Below are 20,765 nucleotides of genomic sequence, written 5' to 3'. Positions count from 1 at the left end.
TTAGCCAGGTAATTTATGGAATAAGTCAACGAATAGTTCATGGACCTTTTTTAATGTAATGAATATACATAACAAAGGTATGGAGTAAGGAGTGACCTGAAAAATGCAGGGAAAAGGAGACCAACAGGAGCAAACGAAGTTAGTATTGGAAAAACAGGTAGAAGCCAGCCTATGGATTCAGTTCTTTGCTTTACTTTCGGAAGCGATAGCAGTAACGAAACTATATGAGTTAGAGGAACAGAGGCCAGGTTCTCAGGATATTGTTACTGGCATCTGGATACAAGTGATTGGACAATTAATAGAAGCCATTGGCGTCACACAACAAAGTCTAGCAAAAGACAATAAAACCGTCCTTTCTGGGCAAAGAACCGCCATAAATGGGGATTGGTTACAATCCATGGGGGCTGCTGTGGAGGCAACAGGCGGAGAACGTTTTATTAGAGACGAAATTGCTAGAGATAGTGAAGGGTTTATACCCTAATTTATTAATAGGGTGTAAAAAATGGTTTACACCCTTACTGTAAAAATACTAGGAAAGCCCCCTTTTCAATGGTCGCAACTCTTATATGTAAATCTGAAAAACTCATACACTCCCTCCTTCATTGTTCTATTTTAGAATACAACTAATTTTTCCATTTCTCTGCAAGTTCCTTTTACTAACACGAGGAAAGAAACTTCGTTTACAATGGAAATAGGTATGGGCCTTGAAATTGGAAGCTATAATGGAATAGATAGGATTTATGGTAGAAAGTGAGGAGAAAACTTGAGACGACTATTTCTCTTAGTTATCTTATTGTTTAGTTTGAATTATTTATGGAATTCGTACGGTAAAGAATTCGGATTAGGTGATATAACTAAGGAACTTAACATACAAGGAGATCATATCGATATATCTGAACTTTTGAACGACTTATACACGGGTATTGCTGGCAGCATAGGGTTTCTTGAGGGAAAAGTCGAAGAACTGGCTGAAGAACAGGTGCCTTCTGAAAAAGAAGTCCCTTCTCCCGATCTGGAGTCACCCTCCAATCAAGTGTTTTCGATATATAATATCGAACTCGGTGAATCGAAGACAGATATTGAAAATATGCTGGGAGCACCCAAGCGTTCTGAGATGAATGAGTATGGAACGGAATGGCATACGTATCATAAAAATTACCATAACTTTGTTAAAGTCATGTACAATGACCAGCAAGAAGTAATTGGTTTGTACACGAATCAAGATTTGATTTCTTCCACAAACGGAATTAAACTAAATAGTCCAAAACAAACCGTTCGCGACTCATTAGGGCAGCCAATCACTCGATTGCAAAAGGGATTAGTTTTTTATCAGCTACAAGAAGACAGCGATTATGACATGTATGAGCTTGATGAAACATACGTGACTTTTTTTTATGATGTGCATGAAGAAAATACGGTAACCGCCATTCAAATATTAACTGAGAATGTTGAAAACAATAAAAAAGCAATTTATTCAGAGCCAAGTGACGCATTAAAAGAAGGATTTGAGTTGCAAATGTTTGATTTGGTTAATGCGACTCGGGTCAATCATGGGCTACAGGTCCTTTCATGGGATGAACATGTGATGCAAACGGCACGGAAGCATAGCACGGACATGGCCGTTAACAACTATTTTGATCATACGAATCTTCAAGGAGAGTCTCCTTTTGACCGAATGGAAAAAGACGGAATAAGGTACACTTTGGCTGGAGAAAATCTTGCGTACGGTCAGTTCAGCAGTATTTTTGCACATGAAGGATTAATGAACTCTTTAGGGCACCGGAAAAATATTATAAAGTCTGGTTTTGAATACTTAGGTGTTGGAGTTGCCTTTAATGAGGAAGCACAGCCTTATTACACACAAAATTATTACGCTAACTAAAAGAAGCGGTCTCCGTATTGAGAGACCGCTTTGTTGTTATTTCTTTGTTTTTAATCGATATCCTACGTAAAGGATAAGAAACCATACAGGGGCTACATATAAGGCTTCTCTCATGCCCTCCATGAATGCCATTAACACAATCACAAAAGCTAAGAACACAAGAGCCACATAGTTCGATAGTGGATGAAGAGGCATTTTAAACGCTAACTTTCCAACCTCTTCCTTTGTTTTTGATTGTCTAAACTTTATTTGCGTAAGTAGTATAATCGTCCAGCTTGTAATAACAGCCACTGTCGCAACTGAAGAAATAAACATAAATACTTTTTCTGGAATAATATAATTAAGAAATACAGCGACTAATAAAAACGAAGCCGAGAATAGTATTCCACGTCTTGGGGTTTGATGTTTGTTTAACTTACCAAAGTATTTAGGGCCATTATTTTGTAGCGATAAATTGTAAAGCATTCTCCCTGTGCTGAACATGCCACTATTAAAGGCAGACAACGCAGCCGTTAACACGACAAAATTGATAATATGTGCAGCGCCTGGTATTCCGATTTTATCAAAAATCAAAACAAACGGACTTCCATTGGATCCCACTTCATTCCAAGGATATAAAATCATCATAATTCCTAAAGCACCAATATAAAAAATTAAAATTCGCCAAACGACATTGTTAATCGCAGACGGAATCGACTTGCGTGGATCCTTCGCTTCACCTGCCGTGATCCCTACTAGCTCAACTCCGCCAAAAGAGAACATCACCAAAACTAAAGATAATAAAATCCCCTCTATTCCATTTGGCATAAATCCTCCATGTGCCCAAAGATTGTCTAGACCCATAGGTTGTCCACCATTTCCAAACCCAAACAAAATGATCCCTAAGCCAACTAAAATCATTCCGATAATAGCCACAACTTTAATAAGTGCTAACCAAAATTCAAACTCTCCAAAGGCTTTTACATTCATTAAATTAATTAGGGTTACGACAATTAATGTAGCTAGAGCCGTCACCCACTGAGGGATATCTGGAAACCAATAATTCACGTATACGCCGATGACCGTGATTTCGGCCATTCCGACAACCACCCACATAAACCAATACGTCCAGCCAGTAAGGTAGCCCGCAAACGGTCCTAAGTAACGATGAGCATAAGAACTGAAGCTACCAGAAATCGGTTCATCGACTGCCATTTCCCCTAATGCTCTCATGATCGTAAAAATGACAATTCCTCCGATTAAATAAGAGAGAAGAATCGCAGGACCAGCCATTTGAATTGTTGCACTCGATCCATAGAATAAGCCAACTCCAATCGCTCCTCCTAGCGCAATCAGCTGGATGTGCCTGTTGTCTAACCCGCGCTGTAACTTCTCACTTTCGTGATGTTTCCCCACAAAATATTCCACCCTTCAAAAACGGTTTATCTTATCAGAATATACAATCAATCCGTACTTTTCCATACGAAAGAAAATTGCCAATATTCTTTTATTATTATTCTTGTATAGAATTTTCCATTTATAAAAATCTATAATAAGGAGGTGTTTTTTGGATGACAAGTAAAAAACAAAGCTCGAATGACATTAAATATAGTATTTGGGAAACTCGTACGGATGAAAAGCATTCCTATAAAGGTAACAAACATAAACAAGCGATTGATCTACCAGATCGTAAAGAAAACAAATAAAATCAATTGAATAAGCCAAAATCTTTATGGGATTTTGGCCTTTTTACAGTTATAATGTTTTATAACCTATTATCAAAAACTGGAGGTAATTATGTATAAAGCAATCATTTTTGATTTTGATGGATTAATTGTTGATACCGAATCCGTTTGGTATGACGTGACCAAGGAGGTCATGCTAGATTACGGTTGTGATTTAAAGCTCGAGAATTTTGCTAAATACATAGGAACAACAGGTGGTGGCTTGTACGACGAACTGAACGCCATGTCCGATCAACCAATTGATAGGGAATTAGTGAAATCTAGAACAAATGAACTTTATCAGCAAAGAAAGGATCAATTTGCTCTTCGTGAGGGAGTGTTAGATTATCTTCAAGCTGCGAAAGAACATGGGTTAAAGATTGGACTTGCCTCAAGTTCGAGTAGAAAATGGGTGGTTGATTACCTTGATAGATTTAAGATTCTAGATTATTTCCAAGTGATCAAAACCTCCGATGACGTTCAAAAAGTTAAACCAGATCCCGAGTTGTATGTAAAGGCCCTTCAGGAGCTAGAAGTCGAGCCTAATGAGGCACTTTGCTTTGAAGATTCTTTAAATGGGCTAACAGCTGCAGTTGGAGCTGGACTTCATTGTGTCATCGTTCCCAACCCTGTTACACAATACTTGGACTTTAAAGGTCATGTTCACCGACTTACTTCCATGTCTGAACTATCTTTTGACGATTTATTAGACCATCTAACAAAAAAGCAACACAAATAACGTGCAATAAGCCAGTTCCTTTTTGAAGGGAAACTGGCTTATTTTAAAAAACCAGCATCCAATTAGACGCCGGCTCACTTATTTTCAAAATAAAAATCAAGTATTCGCTTTCCGATATATTTATTAATCCCGCTGCTATCATTTTCTGCATTGGGTACAACGATCGAGATTGCGATTTCGGGATTGTCATAGGGTGCATAGCCAACTAATGTTAAGTTATAGTTGTAGCCACCCTTTCCATCTGACACCTGAGCCGTCCCTGTTTTTCCTGCTGGATCATAGGTGACCCCTTTAAAGTAGGACGCTGCGGTTCCTTTTGATCCGATCATCACCCGGCGGAATCCTTCTTGTACGCGTTCAATATAAGATAAGTCCATATCCACCGTGTTTAACACATTGGTTTCAAACTCTTCAATCACTTCACCTGACTCACCACTTTCATGATCCGGCTCGCGTACCTCCTTCATCAAGTGAGGCTGCACTCTTTTTCCATCATTTGCGATGGTAGAAACGTATTGTGCTAATTGAAGAGGCGTGTACGTATCAAACTGTCCAATCGCAAAATCCATTAAGTTTCCTAATTGCTGAACCCCACCATTATAACCCGTTGCTTCACTCGGAAGATCAATTTCCGTTTTTACTCCTAAACCGAATTGGTTGAAAAACTTTCTCATGGTTGCATATGCTTCATCAGGATCGTGAAATCCTTCTTTCTCCGCATAATCATAGTTTCCTATTTTCATGGCGATGTGGAACATATACACATTTGACGATCGCTCGAGAGCGGTAAGGTCATTAATGATCCCCATATTCTGATATGACTTCTTCGTTGGAGTGCCAGCAATTTTAATCGGACTGTCTAGGAAAGTATCTCCTGGAGATATTACTCCTGTTTCATAACCCGTTAACACGGTTGCTCCTTTGACCGCAGAACCCATTGCATAGGCATTATATAATGCTCCGTATGTTTCATCGTTTATAGAACCATTATCTTCACTTTTTCCAGCAATCGCAAGAATTTCACCTGTTTGTGGATTGGTTACGACCGCATATGCTTCGCTTGCACCACTATCTTTTTTCAACTCTTCCTCTATGATTTTCTCCGCTTCCTGCTGAAGGGCTAAGTCAATGGTAAGAACCAAGTCCTTTCCAGATTCCCCAGGGGTCACTTCCCCTTCAATCAGGTTACCTGTCTTATCTTGAACATACGTTTGTTCTTCCTTGGTCCCTCTAAGCCAGGTTTCGTATTGTTGCTCAATAAAGCTTGTACCAACAAGGTCACTCAATTCGTACCCGTTATTTTTATACGTATCGGCTGCTTCTTCTGGAATCTGTCCCACATTGCCAAAAAGCTGACGAAGCGTATTTTCGTATACATATTTTCGGATCGAGTCCACTTTGACCTCGAAACCTGGAAGTTCTTCAAGACGTTCATTAATGATGGCCATTTCTTCCGTCGTTAATCCCATCTTAATTCGTTTGATTGAAGAACTATCCACATCCATTTCTCTTTTAATCGCAAGAACTTCCATTTCCGCAGCTGTGATGGTTGCTAACTCTTCTTCCGTAATTCGCTCCAAAATCAGTTGATATTCTTCATTATCATCCAGGTTCGCTTGTTCTTCTGCGGTCACCTTCGCGTATGCTTCTTCTTTTCTAGTGTAAATCCAATAATCTTTTTGGTCTCGCTCTTTTACATTTTCTGTACTTACTTGAATTAATCCAGCAATCTTTTGTGCCAATTCAAGTCGTTCCTGCTGGTTGTGCTCGTTGGAAGGGTTAATGTACGTTAATGTGAAAATGGCCTCGTTTTCCACCAAAACATTTCCATCACGGTCATATATCTTTCCGCGAGGAGTCGTCCAGGAATAAACAGTGGTCGTCGTCTCTTCACTTTCCTTCGCGTATTCCTCTCCTTGAACAATTTGAATTTCCCCCAGGCGAATAATCAAAGTCGAAAACAATAAAAAGACCACAAAAAAAAGAATATTCATCCGACTAAAGAGTATCTTATTTTTCCTCTTCTCCCTCATAACTGCTTGTGAGTGCTCCTTTCCTAAAAACGAGAATCGTGCCCCAATTTATCATTCATACGTGTATGATATCGTGAAATTATGAACAAATTATGACGAAAGTTTTACTAGAGAATGAAGGTTTTGCGTGGCTGGCTTTGGGATCATTTGGTTTTTATATGATGAAGTTCATTTACATGCGGAATCTTGGAGGAAAAGATTTTCATACCCTTAATGAACGTCATTTGGATGGGGATTCTTGATGAAATGGTGGTCATACCCATGATGAAGGCCATTAGCTAAATCATATCTTAAGATAACGGTCTTCATAGCGTGAATGAAGACCGTTAGAATTCAGTTATTTTAAAAAAATGGTCTTCATCAACCGTATGAAGACCACTAGCAAGGAGAATCCTTTTGATAACGGTCATCATTATCCAATAATTAGAATAGCCTCTCACAACTTCACCGCGGGACTATCAATTTTGAGACTTAAACAGCTACATTCTGCAGATACATATGCAATTTTTCCTTCATTTCATTCGAGTCGTTCATTTTCTCTGTGAAATTCATAAAAGAAATTTCGTCTCCCTCATCGAGAGCTTGATTGATTTTATATTGAAAATAATTTATCTTAAGATCCACATCTAACAAGGTAATCAATTGTTCTTTTGTAAAGTACCATTCTATATCTTCCACAGCCATGTAAAATGAGAAGCCTTGATTGATGATCACTAATGCATACCATCCGTTGATAACGGTGTATTTCCGCTCAGGAGTAATTTCGATAATGTCGCCCCTGTGAATGGTGACTACCTCGCTATGGTCCTCATCTGGGCAGAAGCAGTCAACTTGATGGTCAAATGTTTTTACAGCAATATAAGGTGTTGGTTTCATAATCTTCTCTCCCAGCTTTCATGTTTAGTTTCCTTCAAATCATTCACATACTGTTGACCGAGAGTGAGATCCTCGATCGTCGGATAATATTCATACTCCTTGCCGTCCAACAAAGTTACTATTATAACCTTGTCAGGTAGTTTTCCGTAAACATTTACCGAATAAACGGACATCATTAATTGATAAAGTTTAATCAAATGATCATCTGCCATTAATAAATATTTCTTCATACTATATAATTTACTCGAATATTCCGTCAACTCTATATTTACGGAAAATGAATATTCCCCTACCTCTATTACCCCTTTTTGATGATGGTAAAAATAAAGCTGTGGTACTTGTTTAGCCTCACTTGAGAGGAAAGTAAGTAAGTGATCGGTAATCTTTGCCATTACGACACAGTAATGAGTGACAGATTCAAATCCTTCTATGTTCAAATTCTTTCGGTATGTATCAATCAATTTCATAATGCTAATAGAATTTTGTATGTTTCTAGGCAGTTGAAAATAATGTTGAACGACCTGATTAATCATAAGTTGAACTCCATGTCTCCAACAGGGCTTTACACTAGAATCATTTACATGATAGGGGCTATGAATAAACGACTCTAATAGACGTTTGGTCATAAAGAAGTCCTCCTTTTTAATTTTCTAACTCATCTTCAAATAAACCGCAACATGGACAAGGTTCCATGTGGTCACTTAAATCTGTTTGTTTTTCTATAAAACCGCACCATTCACACGTGAGGATCGTCATTGATCTTGTACCCTCCGGTTATAGGATATAGTTATAATTGAAAATGATTATCATTACCATTGACTTAACTACATAATAATTGATAATGATTATCAATGTCAAGGAGAGTTACTCTTTTATTCATACAAAAAGCCAGTATACAGTGATACTGGGCATTTATCTTTTATATAAATTTATTACAACCCCGTCTTCCATTTGAAAACAGGTAGCAATGGATGATGAAGATATTTTTCAAAACCAACAAATCAAACAGTTTTCCACCTTGTTCCTATTCAAGAATAATAATCCTACTACAAATCGCTATATCACTCCCCTCCTTTTGTAACTTTTCTACAATTCCGTTCACTATTCCTGCTCTTTGGTTTCTTACCTATGCTGTTATAAAATAAAATTTATATATTCTGAAAAAATGCATATGTCTTGATTTCAAAATATGTTCATATTATGATTGACTGGTCAATAATTGATACCTCAATGAATTTATTCTGGTAATGGAGGCTTGGAAATGACTCATTCCATATCCGATCAAGAGCATATTTTGTTTTTGCTAAAAGAGCTTAGTAATCATATGGGCCCGAAGTTTGAGCGTAATACTCAGATTAGCTTATCTAGATATGAATTGTTGCATCAATTGTATCAGGTGGATGAGATCAAACAGTCTTCCTTGCAAAAGTTGGTTAATATTGATCATGCAGCCATTACAAGACATTTGAAACAGTTGGAATCGGAAGGAATGGTTACTAGACGAAGAAATCCCTCTGACAATCGAGAAACATTTGTCCAATTAACCCATGAAGGGCGCGAACGCATAGTGACCTGCCAATCAGATAAGCTAAGCTTTATCAATCAAATGTTTCATGATTTTTCGGAGGCAGAATTACGTTCAATAGTAACCATGCTAACCCGGATTCAAAAGAACATAAAAGAATATTAAAAAAGGATAGTGATTTCATCATGAAAAATACGGATTTTAAAGAAATTTTACACGGACGTCGTTCGGTAAAAACTTATGACCCTAATGTAAAAATCAGCCACGAGGAAATGACAGATATTTTAACAGAAGCAACTACTGCTCCATCTTCGATCAATATGCAGCCATGGAGATTTGTTGTAGTGGATACGCCTGAAGGAAAAGAACAAATGTTAAAGCTTGCTCAATTTAATTCATCTCAAGTAACAACTTCTGCAGCAGTAATTGCCGTATTTGGTGATATGAACAGTATCGAGTATGCGGAAGAAATTTATGGAAAGCAAGTAGAACAAGGGTTTATGCCGGAAGATGTGAAAGAGAAGCTTCTAGCTATGTACGCTCCTCTTTATAAAAACATGCCGGCTCAATCAATGAAAGAATTGGTATTAATAGATGCTAGTCTTGTATCGATGCAAATCATGCTTGTTGCCCGTGCACACGGATATGACACAAACCCAATCGGTGGTTTCGATAGAGAATTGATTGCTGAAGCATTAGGTTTAGATAAAGACCGTTATGTTCCAGTGATGCTTATTTCAATCGGAAAAGCAGCAGTCGAAGGTCGCCCTTCTTATCGATTACCGGTAGATACGGTTACTAGTTGGAAGTAGTTTTTTGACACCACCAAACCTATTATGGGTTTGGTTTTTTTTTGTTAAACTTTACTTTGACAATAAAACCGTCCAGACGGTACAATAAATGTAATGAATTTTTTCCAAGGAGAGAATAACAATGGACTCAAAAGCGAATCAAAAGCGCCGGCTGATCTTACAAACTGCCATTCAAATCATTCTAGAACATGACTTTAATTCCCTCACGTTAGACGCGGTGGCAAAAGAAGCGGGTATTAGTAAAGGCGGTTTGTTATACCACTTTCCAAATAAAGAAAGTTTAATTAAGGGTTTAGCAAAATTTGTATTTGAGGAGCTATATGTGAATTTTGATCAATTTGCGGAAAAAGATTTACAGAAATCTGGAAAATGGACTCGTGCCTTGATTGAAGCGTCCAAAACGGATTTAGAGCAAAATGCTGAGTTAAATGTAGGGGTTTTCGCCGCATCTTACCTTGATCCCCATGTAGCAAACGACATTTCAAAAGGGTATCAGTCAATTCTAACAAAAATAGAAAACGACGGTATCGATCCAGTAACGGCCACCATTATTCGCTTAGCCTTAGACGGTCTGTATTACTCAAAAATGCTTAACATTGCTCCATTAGAAAAAGAACGTCAAGATGAAGTGTTTCAACAGTTATTTGCGATGACGGAAAAGAAGGAGTAACTACTATGAATGCGTATGTTCTTTTGGTCGTTTCTATCGTTTGTGAAGTGTTTGGTAGCTCAATGCTTAAAGCGACAAATGGATTTAAGAAGCTTCTCCCTACTCTGGGGCTGGTGATTGGTTATGGATTGGCCTTTTACTGCTTATCCCTTTCACTACAAACCTTATCACTCGGTGTGGCCTACGCGGTTTGGGCCGGTTTAGGTACCGCCCTGACTGCACTTGTTGGTGTCTTCATTTATAAAGAACATTTTAATAGGAAAAAAGCATGGGGCATCCTGCTCATTATCGGTGGAGTAATCCTATTAAATATTGGAGGTCCTCATTCATGAAAGGTTATTTATTCTTATCCATTTCTATTATTTCTGAACTAGTGGCTACTTCCTTACTAAAACTGTCAGATGGGATGAGTGTTTTGCTCCCTTCAGTGGGTGTTGCGGTCGGTTACGGTCTAGCATTCTATTTTTTATCCCTTTCATTAAAGACAATACCTCTCAGTTTGGCTTATGCGATTTGGTCTGGTGTAGGGACCGCTTTGACTGCCTTGATTGGTGTTATATTTTGGGGTGAAGTTCTTACGATCCTAATGCTAGTGGGAATAGTTTTTATTATTGGCGGGGTTGTACTGTTAAACTCTTCGAAAGAAGTGGAAGAGGTTCAAGATCAAATGAATACAAGTATAGGGCTGGACAGATAAGCGCTCCGGCCCTTTATTATCTTTCTCTTATTCCCTTCCCCCTCAATCTTGCTCCGACTACAGACTCCACAATTCTTGATTGAATGTCTTTCTTCTTATTGTTCGGATCGACGTACACATTTAGTGATTTGGCTAACTTTATTAAGTTTACTTTGGTTTTAAGAGTGCCATGGTTATTAATAAATGTTTTACCGTCCTTAATGGTGTCCATTTTTTCAAGTCGCTGCTGGATTTCTAGGAACTCCGTTGATTCCTCGGGAACTTTTACAGTTGAATTCCCAAAATTGGCGACTATTTTCTTCGTAATTATCGCTTTTGTATCAGTTGATTTCGTAGAAATTTGAAAGTATCTACAAATGGATAGGAGAGACTTTTTCGTATGAGTTTTAAAAATCTGTTCAATGTCTTTTAAATGTTCTGCTTTATGAATGTCTTCTCTGATTTGCTCATAAGGATGGCTTTCGGTTGATAGTTCTACATAATGGAGGGTTGCTTTACCTGTACTAAGCTTTTCAATCTGCTCATCAGACAAATGCTTCATGGTATCTAACATCAATTGAAGTATTTCTTCAACATTCTTTTTCGACATATTCTCCCCCTATAAATTAGCCAGCTGCTGTACTTCTATCGCAAGATTTTGAATCTCTTTAATCACATCTTCCTGCTGCCTAGTGACCTTCTTGAACACCACTGGAATGCCAGACTCAGGTGCATCCGCGTACAATGTTTTATTTTCGCGCAGATAAGATGTAAATATATGAAAGTCATTTCTCACTTGCCTCATGTATTCTTGTTGAATGGTAATCGGTTTCTTCCCATTGGTGGAGATCATCGTAAACACCACGCCAAGCATCTCTGGAGAAATTTCCGTCAACAGGTTTGCATCCCCTTGGCGAAGATGGTGATTATATTTATCTTTTAAAATATGAATATGCCGGATAAGAGTATGAATTCCAAGGGTTGATAAATAATCTGCTTTCGCAGGAACTATATAATAATCGCTTGCCACCATAGCGTTCTGCGTCACAATATTAAAATTCGGCGGGCAATCGATTAAGATCACATCATATTCCTCTCTAAGAGAATCTAGATTCCTTTTTAAAAGCGATAACACACGTAAATAATTTCCGCGAATCGCCCGATCCGTCGGTCCACCGAGTCTACTTGATAACTCCATATCCACATGAATCAATTCTAAGTGAGAACAAATAAGATCTATTTTCCCATCTTGATTAAAAAATGAATGCAGCCGGTTGTTCACTTGATAAGGAGTGATAATCGAATTTCTCAACGGAGCGTTCGTGTTGTGATCTAAAAATTCATCATACCAGTCCTTGATCGTTCGTTTCTGTTGGTCCAAATTCCTCCACTCTTCAAAACTTACAAACGAAAGGGTTAAGTTCGCTTGCGGATCTAAATCAATCAGTAACACTCTCTTCCCCTGATGCGCGAGTTCCGCCGCTAGGTTTGATGTAACCGTTGTCTTCCCTACTCCACCCTTATAATTCATGATTGAAATTATCCCAAATTCATCGCCTCCTGTGGTCCGTTCGTAGTCTCACAGTTTTATGTATATGCCTGGGGAGAATGATTCTTTCTTGTGGAGTAAGAATTGTAGGTTGATGGGGAGTTTCATTCCTGCACCAGGAGGGTAAAGACCATTACCCAGACATCAATCCTTTCTTACTCCGATATAACGGTGGAACGATAGTATGAGATTCCTCGATTCCATAAATATCTTCTATATAAGGGACCATCTGTTTTAGCTGGTCATTTAGTTGATACAGTAATTGTTTGCGTCTTTCGATTTCATCGCTGTCTGCGCTGTCCATCCAAGTGGATGCTCGCACCCATGAACGCATAAGTCGATCTAACTCTTCGATGTTTTGGTAAATCGCAGACAACGAGTATTGTAGTTGTTTTTTTGCCAGGGGGGATTGTTGCAAGTTTGATAGTGTTGAGTATAATACTATGTTTGCTCCATTCAGCAGAGGGGTCATTTGTTGTTCTATAGGGGTATGATTAACCGGAAATTCTTTGAGCAATTCTTGAATCATTCGATAGCTTTTCCATACATGCTTTAACATGTTAACACCCTCCTAAATATTTACTACTCGTCTGAATGACCATCAATTCTTACATTGTATGTTTAGGACAATCTATCTTATGTCAACGAAGGTGCACTAAAAAGAGCGTATCATTCAGATACGCTCGACAAATCATCTTTTATTTACCGATAAACATTTGTGTCCAATAATTCCTAGACTCTACATATCCCACACCAATGTAGTTGAAGTTTGCACTCAAGATATTTTTACGATGACCTTCACTATTCATCCATGCTTGTACCACTTCTTCTGGAGTTCTTTGTCCCATCGCAATGTTTTCACCTGCATATTGATAAGAAACGCCAAACTGCTTCATCATATCAAAAGGTGAACCGTACGTTGGGCTTGTATGACTAAAATAGCCATTCTTTGACATATCCAATGACTTTTCACGAGCCACTTTGCTCAAAGCTGTATCCACTTTTAAAGCCGCTAAGCCGTTTTTCGCACGCTCTTGGTTCGTCAGATCAACTACTTTTTGTTCATACGCGCTTAAATAGCTTGTTGTTTGAGTAGTTTGAGTTGGTTCGGTGGTTGATGTTGACTGTTGAGCCGGTTGTGTTGTTGTTTCGGTAGTAGGTTGCTGTGTCTCAACTGTTGGTTGAGTTGGCTGTTCTGTTTCAGTCGTTGTCGTTGTATTTGTATTAAACTTGATTCCAAGATTAACAAAATACTTTTGTAAGTAACTATTTAATTCATTTAAATTAGAACCTTGATACACGTAAACCTTCTGTTGAACGTTCGTTGTATTTTCAGCCGCACTTGCTTTTTCTGCCATTGGACTTGCTACGGCTAATGCTGCCGCTGCTGCCACTGTAAGAATGATTTTTTTCTTCATCATGTGTTCTTCCTCCTAAAATCTATTGGTCGTTCATGACAAATTCATCGTATCATACGATTTTCGTCATATTTCAGGAAGGATTTGGAAGGTATTCAAAATCATCTTACAATTTTCCTTATTTATTCGTCAAATACTTGATTTCATAAGGGATTTCCATATTATCTAATACTCTTCTATAAATCTACCAAATACTTGAAAAACTACCAACATATATACTAGAAGTTAGGGTTGACAACTATTTGATTTGGTTCCATTTTTAACAAATATTTCAGTATAATGTCATAGATGAAGTTTTTATGATTTGTACACTTTCGTTGCTCCATATTGAAAGTCAATCAATTGGTAATTTTGTCTTTGATACATGTTTCTGGGCGTATCACTACCTTCCGCCACTAAAATAACCGTTTTATCTGAATAATGTTCCATGACGTATTTTTGCAGCCTACTTCCGATCCCTTTTCGTTGATAATCAGGTTTTACCGAAAAATCATCGATTTCAACTGTGCCTTCAGATAAAATTACATGTACAGAACCCACTGGGATTCCTTTATAATAAGCCAGCAACTGGACGATTTTAGGATCTTCTAAGAATCGCTTATATAATGCAATCTTTTGCTCGGCAAAGTTTGTTCCAAATTGAATATCCTGCTGGTATTGTAAGGATAAAAAGTCTTCAACATTCGTATTGTTTACTGGTTGAATGCTTATATCCGGGTGATTTTCTACACGAGGAAACAAGCTTGGTTGCAAGGAGTATAATTCCATTTTTTCTACATCAAATTCATTTTCAGTTAATACGCTCTTTATGTGGTCAGGGATTTCTCCCCCAGTTGGAAAATAAAACTTCACATGCTTTTGACCATTTTTGGCATGAAACTCTCGTAAATATTTAATATCACGCAAGAACTCTTCTTGTGACACCCATGTTTTGTATTCGATAAAATTACTATTATATCTTGATAGCATTTCTGGATAATGGATATGCGTGAATGTCTCTGTCTCGTGTATATTATGACCTACTTTATGAATATCTTTGAACGTGATTGCTGTAATAAAAGTCTCTCCCTATGTAAAAGTATATATTTTAATTATACAATGTTCCCAGATTCCTGGTATATTCGGAAAGGAGAAAAGTTATGAATTTTACACTCGAAGAAGCGATAGAGGTATTGGAAAAAACACCCCAAATCCTAGAAACGTTCCTTCTTAATTTATCGGAGGGCTGGCTCGAACGTTGTGAAGGAGAAGGAACATGGAATGCCGTAGAAGTCATTGATCATCTGATTGAGGGAGAAAAAACAAATTGGATTCCTCGTTTACAAATGATCTTAGAAGACGGTAAAAACAAACCCTTTCCCTCTTTTGACCGTTTTGCCCACTTGGACCAAAAGTCTGAGCAAAGTTTGAAGGAAAAGTTTATAGAGTATAAAAGATTGAGAGAGCAAAATATCAAAAAGCTGAAAGAATTGGTTGATCCAGAAGAACATCTTGAGTTAACTGGCATCCATCCTGCTTTTGGTGTGGTAAAGGTAAGAGAGTTGATTTCCACATGGGTCGTACATGATCTAACCCATATCGCACAAATTGTACGTGTGATGGCCAAAAGATACCAAACCGATGTTGGCCCGTGGAAGGAATATTTAGGGATTTTAAGAAAGTAATTGGCAGTTAATCTTCATTATTAGGTAATACGACTCTTGCTAATTTAATATTTATCTTAATTTTCTGAATATAATAAAAAATTACTCGTAAACACAAAAAATTGCTATACATCAGCCCTTATCCTATCGTCCTCTTCATGATAATCTTTATTTGTAAGGGCTTACATATAATCTAATAGAGGAGGGATCATCTTTTTTCCTAATGCAGTGTTTCTGTGCCCATACTTGTTAACACAAAGGAGGAAAAAGAAGAACATGTTAAAAACAATGAAAAAACGTGTAAAATCCGCTATGATGGTAACTTTTGCTGCTGCCATGACTTTTTCATTCACCATTGATGCATCCGCCGCTAAGCAATTAGACACAAACTCGTCCACTTATCGAACCGTCACAGAAATTGAAGACTGGGGCGCCGCTATTACAAAGGTCATCGTCAACCTTAACACCCCTATCCCCCAGAATTCGGTCACTAAAGATACGTTTAACGTTCATGTAAAAAGAAGTGACGACAGATTAGCTAATCCCTTTTTAGAGGAAGGCTATCGAACGGTCACCAACGCTTTCGTTTCCGATGAAAAAGGAAACCCTGCTGTGAGAGGGAAATATGTTGTATTAGAAATGGAGATAGGACCAAGTGTTACATTAGGATCCGCTCTGAATTATTATCGATTTAACGACTGGGTTGATAGTGAATATACAATTACGCAAGTGAAGGATATTGTATACAATTCAGGAAAGATTTCAGGATTAGTTGTAAATTCAAGCGATGGAGGAACTCGAGAGTTAGTTGACGATTTCTCATCAGGGAGTTTCACACATGAAGATACGACTTTAACTTATGCAAACTATGAACCTCAAAAAACGAAAGGAAAAGAAAAGAATCCACTAGTCATTTGGCTGCACGGTGGTGGTGAAGGTGGAACAGATACCACCATCCCTCTTTCAGCTAATAAAGCTACTGCATTTGCATCTGAAGAAATTCAAGCCTACTTTGATGGCGCTCATGTATTAGTACCTCAAACACCAACAAGATGGATGCAAGGTGTTACAGGATCTGCTGATGGAACCTCCATCTATCAAGAGGCTCTTATGGCTTTAATTGAAGATTATGTGGCCAATCATAAAGATGTAGATCCAAATCGCATCTACATTGGTGGTGCCTCGAACGGCGGATATATGACCATGCTAATGGCTCGTGATTATCCAGGATACTTTGCGGCAGCCTACCCTGTCTGTGAAGGTTTAAATGACTCGTTAATCACGGACGAAGATATTCAGGCTCTGAAACAAACTCCAATTTGGTTTGTACACGCGAAAAACGACACCACTCTTCGACCTGAACAAAATACTATACCAACGTATAACCGTTTACTTGAAGCCGGTGCGACCAATGTTCATTTATCATTGTTTGATGATGTTCACGATACGTCAGGATTATATAAAAACGCAGATGGTACTCCATACCAATACCCTGGACATTGGTCTTGGATCTATGTATACAACAACGAACCAGTCACTACTATTGATGGTAAAACAACAACCATTATGGAATGGATGGCTGCTCAGTCGAAATAATATTTTAGTAGAAAAATGCATTCATATTAAAGAGTGCATTTTTCTTTTACCATTAGAAATTCTCCTATCCTCATCCTTTCCCAGTTATTTCTTACTTTTTAGTGAGTTAATCAAGCACCATTAAACTTCTTTAAATATATATTATTCATTATATGTTTAATTTGAGGTGCACTTATGACAATAAGAAAAGGAAATGCAATAGAAACTGACTATATTCTTAGGCTTTCAGGAACTGTGCTTAACGAGAGCTCTATGGGGTATTTACCTAATAATATTGAACATTCTTATACCATGTTTGTCCCAGTTATTCATAAAGGGGGGTATTATTTGATTGAAGAGGAGAATAGGATTCTAAAAGGCTGGATTTTGTTAACCATAGATTGGAATCGGTTGACAGGTAAGGCAATCGGACATATTGACCAGTTATATGTATTTCCTTTTTATAGAAAGACAGGGATAGGTAAAAATTTAATGAAAGCAGCAATTCAAAATTTTTATGAGCAAGAAATACAAACAATTCAGCTCAATGTGTTCACCGGAAATCCAGCTAAATCCTTGTATAAATCACTGGGGTTTAAAAAAATCTCAACCATTATGGAATTAAATTTATAGGATCAACGAGTGAACGTGTCTCCAAAATATATATTGGTCATCAAATCTCTCCTCCTCTATCACATCATACAAAAATAAATGTAAAAATAAAAAGCCCACATAGCAATAGCTAAATGGACTAATATGAGCGTTAATTTCTCGGGAAACCGAATTCATACTGCTTCGGCAATGCTACTTCCTTCTTTAATACCGTTGCTGCTTCGATTGCCCAATAAGGATTTCTTAGCATTCCTCTTCCCACCGCAACAAGATCGGCGTCTTCATTTCCAATTACGGAATTAGCAAGTGCTGGTTCTTCTAATCGGCCCACAGCAATCACAGGAACATTCAGCTCTTCTTTGATGGCTCTTGCTAATGGTACTTGATACGCGACATGTGTGCCAGGTTGACCGGCAGCAGCGATTGGTCCTTCTCCACCAGCACTTACGTGGAACATATCTACGCCCGCTTGCTGGAATACTCTTGAGAACTCGATGCTTTCGTTAATGCCATATCCACCTTCCACATACTCCCTAGCAGAGATTCGCATGATTAACGGCATATCTTCTGGCATTTCACTCTTTGCAGCTTCTATGACTTCACGGCCAAACTTGGTTAGCTCTTGACCATATTCGTCAGTTCTTTTATTCGTGAATGGAGAAGTGAATTGATGAATCAAATATCCATGAGCCCCGTGAAGTTCAATCACGTCAACTCCCGCCTGAACCGCACGACGAACGGCTAGACGGAACTTTTCTACCATTTCTTTTACTTCTTCTGTAGAAAGTTCTCTTGGTGTTTTTGATTTATCATCAAACGGAATAGCAGATGGCGCAACGGGTTCAGAAGCATCCTGTGCTTTACGTCCAGCATGGGCAATTTGAATACCTACCTTTGCACCATACTGATGACAAGCTTCTACAATGCGTGTGAGCGCAGGGATTTGTTCGTCTGACCATAATCCTAAATCGTAATCACTAATGCGGCCGTCTGGCTCTACGTCTGTCATTTCAATAATGATTAGGCTGGCACCACCAATGGCGCGGCTTACATAATGGACATAGTGCCAATCCGTAGCAATACCATCCTTATTCGTAACAGAATATTGGCACATAGGTGGCATAACAACACGGTTTTTTAAGGATAATCCTTTGATTTCATAAGGGGTGAATAAATGATTCATCAGTAAACTCCTTTTTGGTGCAGGGCACGATTTTTATTAAAGATGTTTAGATATTACCTCTATTAGATTTTCCTTAGGCTGGAATCCTATAACCTTTTCGACCACTTCTCCGTCTTTAAATAAAAGTAGGGTTGGAATACTCATAACTCCAAATTCAGCTGTTGTAGCTTGGTTATCATCTACATTTAGCTTAGCAATTTTTACTTGGTGTTCCATTTCTTCGTTGATTTCTTCTAGAACAGGCGCAATCATTTTACATGGTCCACACCAAGGTGCCCAGAAGTCAACAAGGACTAACCCGTTGCTGATTTCATTTTTAAACGTATCATCAGTAATCTTCACAATGCTCATGTTTATCCCTCTTTCTTTAGATGTTCTGCCTTTTTTCTATGAGATTGAACGGTGATTTATTAATCATTTGTGCTTCAAGTTTGGTTGGCTTCGTTAACAAGGAGGTAAGTTCCATAAACCATTCTTTGTCCTTGATCAAAAGGGCAATATCAATTAATGCAAGGATTGAATCTTTGGAATAGGTTGCGGATGTTTCTAAGCGTCTCATTTTAATAGAATTCGCTGAGATCACCTTTCCCTCCATCTCTTCATTATCACTCTTGATGACTCTGACTTTCATGTTCTGTGAGAATGGTTCATCGCTATGAATATAACCATGAAACAACTCCCCATAGTTTGTTTTCCCTCTTACCCAATCTCCCACTTGGAAAGGTTTCATCACGTTGCACCACCTTAACTGTAATGTTTTATCTTACATTTTACCTAGTGATTAATGCTGGTGAAATCCTGTTGATGGATTCGTAATCATAAATTCTTCTTTTGGTAAAAAGAAATATTGAATCCATACGCCATCTAAAAAGCTTTCACGACGATCTAATAGAATTTCAATATCTTTGTCTGTTTTTACAATTTCATCATGCTCGGTTGGTGTGTCCAACTTAAGGTCAAAGTGTGCGTGATTCACATGATTTTCTGTCACATATACGCGAACCATTTTTCCTTGTGCCTCTTCAGTTTCCAACATCTTCTTTAATACCTTTGACGCATTACGGTTGATTTTCACTTTCATTGGTAGGTCTCCTTTTTTATCTGTAATGATTTTTATTACATTTATTCGAAAAAGAAACGTGCTAATTATGTTTCTTTTTGTTTCACTAATTCAACTACTTCTTTTATTGTGTAATCTTTTAAATATACACCTAGATGTTCTTCTGCCCCCATAAAGATGGAGAATAGAACACTCTTCATATTCGCTCCTACTATGCACTGACCGTTAGACTCTGTACATTTTGGCTGGAGAGCACCTTCAGATGTGATTTGATAAATATCCCAAAGATTAACCTGATCCAAGTCCAAGGCAAAAATAAATCCGCCACCTGTACCTTCTTTTGATGTGATAAAACCATTCTTCTTTAACAAGCTAAGCACTTTGCGAATACGTACGGGATGTACTCCTGCACTCTCCGCGATGTACTCACTGGTTGACATTCGGTCCGGCTGCAACGCCAGAAGAGTTAAACTGTGAATCGCAAGGGTGAAATCACTATTCATGGGTTGCCTCCTTCGAATTGGTTTTAAATCTTACTGTAATATTATTCGTTACAGTAAAACATGTCAAGGGCAAAAACCTATGTGAAGAAAAAATATCAAACACTTATTTTAATTAATTTATTTTTTTATAAAATTAGTCTATAATAAGGGTAGATATTCCAAATAATAAAAATAAGCGCAGTGCTCGAAACACTACGCCTACCTTGACAACGCATAATCGCAGAATGATGCGATTGGCATGAACATTAGTGTATTCTGAGTAGAACCCACCTGTCCGCCAAGATCAGGGTGGGTTTTACTTTTTTA

At 38.0% G+C, this 20,765-nt stretch carries 26 protein-coding genes; 12 read left to right on the top strand and 14 right to left on the bottom strand.

What is annotated here, in order from left to right:
- Positions 1-103 precede the first annotated feature (103 nt).
- Positions 104-481, top strand: a complete 378-nt coding sequence (locus ACVBAX_RS09300; RefSeq protein ID WP_447116777.1) for a hypothetical protein — start codon at positions 104-106, stop codon at positions 479-481.
- A gap of 282 nt (positions 482-763) precedes the next feature.
- A complete protein-coding gene (locus tag ACVBAX_RS09295) occupies positions 764-1,882 on the top strand; it encodes a CAP domain-containing protein (protein ID WP_447116776.1) in 1,119 nt (372 codons plus the stop codon).
- A gap of 36 nt (positions 1,883-1,918) precedes the next feature.
- Here the strand turns inward: ACVBAX_RS09295 and ACVBAX_RS09290 are convergent, their stop codons facing one another.
- The gene (locus ACVBAX_RS09290; protein ID WP_447116775.1) at positions 1,919-3,277 is read right to left on the bottom strand and encodes an amino acid permease; all 1,359 of its coding nucleotides are present in this window, start codon (positions 3,275-3,277) and stop codon (positions 1,919-1,921) included.
- A gap of 155 nt (positions 3,278-3,432) precedes the next feature.
- On the opposite strand from ACVBAX_RS09290, the gene ACVBAX_RS09285 reads away from it, so the two are divergent.
- A complete protein-coding gene (locus ACVBAX_RS09285) occupies positions 3,433-3,567 on the top strand; it encodes a hypothetical protein (RefSeq protein ID WP_447116774.1) in 135 nt (44 codons plus the stop codon).
- Between the two features lie 91 nt (positions 3,568-3,658).
- Complete coding sequence (locus ACVBAX_RS09280) at positions 3,659-4,324, top strand: HAD family hydrolase (RefSeq protein WP_447116773.1); 666 nt, start codon at positions 3,659-3,661, stop codon at positions 4,322-4,324.
- Between the two features lie 74 nt (positions 4,325-4,398).
- Here ACVBAX_RS09280 and ACVBAX_RS09275 read toward each other — a convergent pair whose 3' ends face one another.
- The 3 genes from ACVBAX_RS09275 to ACVBAX_RS09265 all read right to left on the bottom strand — a co-directional run bounded on the left by ACVBAX_RS09275 (position 4,399) and on the right by ACVBAX_RS09265 (position 7,859).
- On the bottom strand, positions 4,399-6,288 hold the full coding sequence (locus tag ACVBAX_RS09275; RefSeq protein ID WP_447116772.1) for a peptidoglycan D,D-transpeptidase FtsI family protein: 1,890 nt from the start codon (positions 6,286-6,288) through the stop codon (positions 4,399-4,401).
- A gap of 540 nt (positions 6,289-6,828) precedes the next feature.
- Positions 6,829-7,233, bottom strand: coding sequence for a hypothetical protein (locus ACVBAX_RS09270; RefSeq protein WP_447116771.1), 405 nt, complete (start codon positions 7,231-7,233; stop codon positions 6,829-6,831).
- A complete protein-coding gene (locus tag ACVBAX_RS09265; protein WP_447116770.1) occupies positions 7,230-7,859 on the bottom strand; it encodes a hypothetical protein in 630 nt (209 codons plus the stop codon). The genes ACVBAX_RS09270 and ACVBAX_RS09265 overlap by 4 nt, the downstream gene beginning before the upstream one ends.
- Positions 7,860-8,494: 635 nt before the next feature.
- On the opposite strand from ACVBAX_RS09265, the gene ACVBAX_RS09260 reads away from it, so the two are divergent.
- From ACVBAX_RS09260 to ACVBAX_RS09240, 5 genes are all read left to right on the top strand, one after another.
- Entirely contained in the window at positions 8,495-8,923 is a 429-nt protein-coding gene (locus ACVBAX_RS09260) for a MarR family winged helix-turn-helix transcriptional regulator (RefSeq protein ID WP_447116769.1), read from the top strand.
- Positions 8,924-8,940: 17 nt separating this feature from the next.
- On the top strand, positions 8,941-9,570 hold the full coding sequence (locus ACVBAX_RS09255) for a nitroreductase family protein (RefSeq protein ID WP_430774368.1): 630 nt from the start codon (positions 8,941-8,943) through the stop codon (positions 9,568-9,570).
- Positions 9,571-9,691: 121 nt separating this feature from the next.
- Positions 9,692-10,240: a TetR family transcriptional regulator gene (locus ACVBAX_RS09250; protein WP_447116768.1), complete on the top strand. Its 549-nt coding sequence runs from the start codon at positions 9,692-9,694 to the stop codon at positions 10,238-10,240.
- Positions 10,241-10,245: 5 nt separating this feature from the next.
- The gene (locus ACVBAX_RS09245) at positions 10,246-10,572 is read left to right on the top strand and encodes a DMT family transporter (RefSeq protein ID WP_447116767.1); all 327 of its coding nucleotides are present in this window, start codon (positions 10,246-10,248) and stop codon (positions 10,570-10,572) included.
- On the top strand, positions 10,569-10,937 hold the full coding sequence (locus ACVBAX_RS09240; protein ID WP_447116766.1) for a DMT family transporter: 369 nt from the start codon (positions 10,569-10,571) through the stop codon (positions 10,935-10,937). The genes ACVBAX_RS09245 and ACVBAX_RS09240 overlap by 4 nt, the downstream gene beginning before the upstream one ends.
- Before the next feature lie 16 nt (positions 10,938-10,953).
- Here the strand turns inward: ACVBAX_RS09240 and ACVBAX_RS09235 are convergent, their stop codons facing one another.
- From ACVBAX_RS09235 to ACVBAX_RS09215, 5 genes are all read right to left on the bottom strand, one after another.
- Entirely contained in the window at positions 10,954-11,526 is a 573-nt protein-coding gene (locus tag ACVBAX_RS09235; RefSeq protein WP_447116765.1) for a hypothetical protein, read from the bottom strand.
- Between the two features lie 9 nt (positions 11,527-11,535).
- Positions 11,536-12,447, bottom strand: a complete 912-nt coding sequence (locus ACVBAX_RS09230; RefSeq protein ID WP_447116764.1) for a ParA family protein — start codon at positions 12,445-12,447, stop codon at positions 11,536-11,538.
- A 151-nt stretch (positions 12,448-12,598) separates the two neighbouring features.
- The gene (locus tag ACVBAX_RS09225; RefSeq protein ID WP_447116763.1) at positions 12,599-13,024 is read right to left on the bottom strand and encodes a hypothetical protein; all 426 of its coding nucleotides are present in this window, start codon (positions 13,022-13,024) and stop codon (positions 12,599-12,601) included.
- Between the two features lie 139 nt (positions 13,025-13,163).
- Positions 13,164-13,883, bottom strand: coding sequence for a CAP domain-containing protein (locus ACVBAX_RS09220; protein ID WP_447116954.1), 720 nt, complete (start codon positions 13,881-13,883; stop codon positions 13,164-13,166).
- A gap of 297 nt (positions 13,884-14,180) precedes the next feature.
- Positions 14,181-14,930, bottom strand: a complete 750-nt coding sequence (locus ACVBAX_RS09215; RefSeq protein WP_447116953.1) for a GNAT family N-acetyltransferase — start codon at positions 14,928-14,930, stop codon at positions 14,181-14,183.
- Positions 14,931-15,022: 92 nt separating this feature from the next.
- Between ACVBAX_RS09215 and ACVBAX_RS09210 the strand changes: the two genes are divergently transcribed.
- From ACVBAX_RS09210 to ACVBAX_RS09200, 3 genes are all read left to right on the top strand, one after another.
- Positions 15,023-15,547: a DinB family protein gene (locus tag ACVBAX_RS09210; protein ID WP_447116762.1), complete on the top strand. Its 525-nt coding sequence runs from the start codon at positions 15,023-15,025 to the stop codon at positions 15,545-15,547.
- Between the two features lie 255 nt (positions 15,548-15,802).
- The gene (locus ACVBAX_RS09205) at positions 15,803-17,122 is read left to right on the top strand and encodes a prolyl oligopeptidase family serine peptidase (RefSeq protein WP_447116761.1); all 1,320 of its coding nucleotides are present in this window, start codon (positions 15,803-15,805) and stop codon (positions 17,120-17,122) included.
- A 174-nt stretch (positions 17,123-17,296) separates the two neighbouring features.
- Positions 17,297-17,734: a GNAT family N-acetyltransferase gene (locus tag ACVBAX_RS09200; RefSeq protein ID WP_447116760.1), complete on the top strand. Its 438-nt coding sequence runs from the start codon at positions 17,297-17,299 to the stop codon at positions 17,732-17,734.
- 130 nt (positions 17,735-17,864) lie between these two features.
- On the opposite strand, the gene ACVBAX_RS09195 is transcribed toward ACVBAX_RS09200, so the two are convergent.
- From ACVBAX_RS09195 to ACVBAX_RS09175, 5 genes are all read right to left on the bottom strand, one after another.
- On the bottom strand, positions 17,865-18,896 hold the full coding sequence (locus ACVBAX_RS09195; protein WP_447116759.1) for an NADH:flavin oxidoreductase/NADH oxidase: 1,032 nt from the start codon (positions 18,894-18,896) through the stop codon (positions 17,865-17,867).
- Between the two features lie 36 nt (positions 18,897-18,932).
- Entirely contained in the window at positions 18,933-19,247 is a 315-nt protein-coding gene (trxA, locus tag ACVBAX_RS09190; protein ID WP_447116758.1) for a thioredoxin, read from the bottom strand.
- Positions 19,248-19,263: 16 nt separating this feature from the next.
- Positions 19,264-19,626: an IDEAL domain-containing protein gene (locus ACVBAX_RS09185; protein WP_430774144.1), complete on the bottom strand. Its 363-nt coding sequence runs from the start codon at positions 19,624-19,626 to the stop codon at positions 19,264-19,266.
- A 51-nt stretch (positions 19,627-19,677) separates the two neighbouring features.
- The gene (locus ACVBAX_RS09180) at positions 19,678-19,977 is read right to left on the bottom strand and encodes an iron-sulfur cluster assembly accessory protein (protein WP_430774143.1); all 300 of its coding nucleotides are present in this window, start codon (positions 19,975-19,977) and stop codon (positions 19,678-19,680) included.
- Between the two features lie 65 nt (positions 19,978-20,042).
- A complete protein-coding gene (locus ACVBAX_RS09175; protein WP_447116757.1) occupies positions 20,043-20,459 on the bottom strand; it encodes an RrF2 family transcriptional regulator in 417 nt (138 codons plus the stop codon).
- Positions 20,460-20,765 lie beyond the last annotated feature (306 nt).

The sequence above is a fragment of the Robertmurraya sp. GLU-23 genome (assembly GCF_052983275.1).
This window is presented reverse-complemented; position numbering and strand designations above follow the sequence as displayed.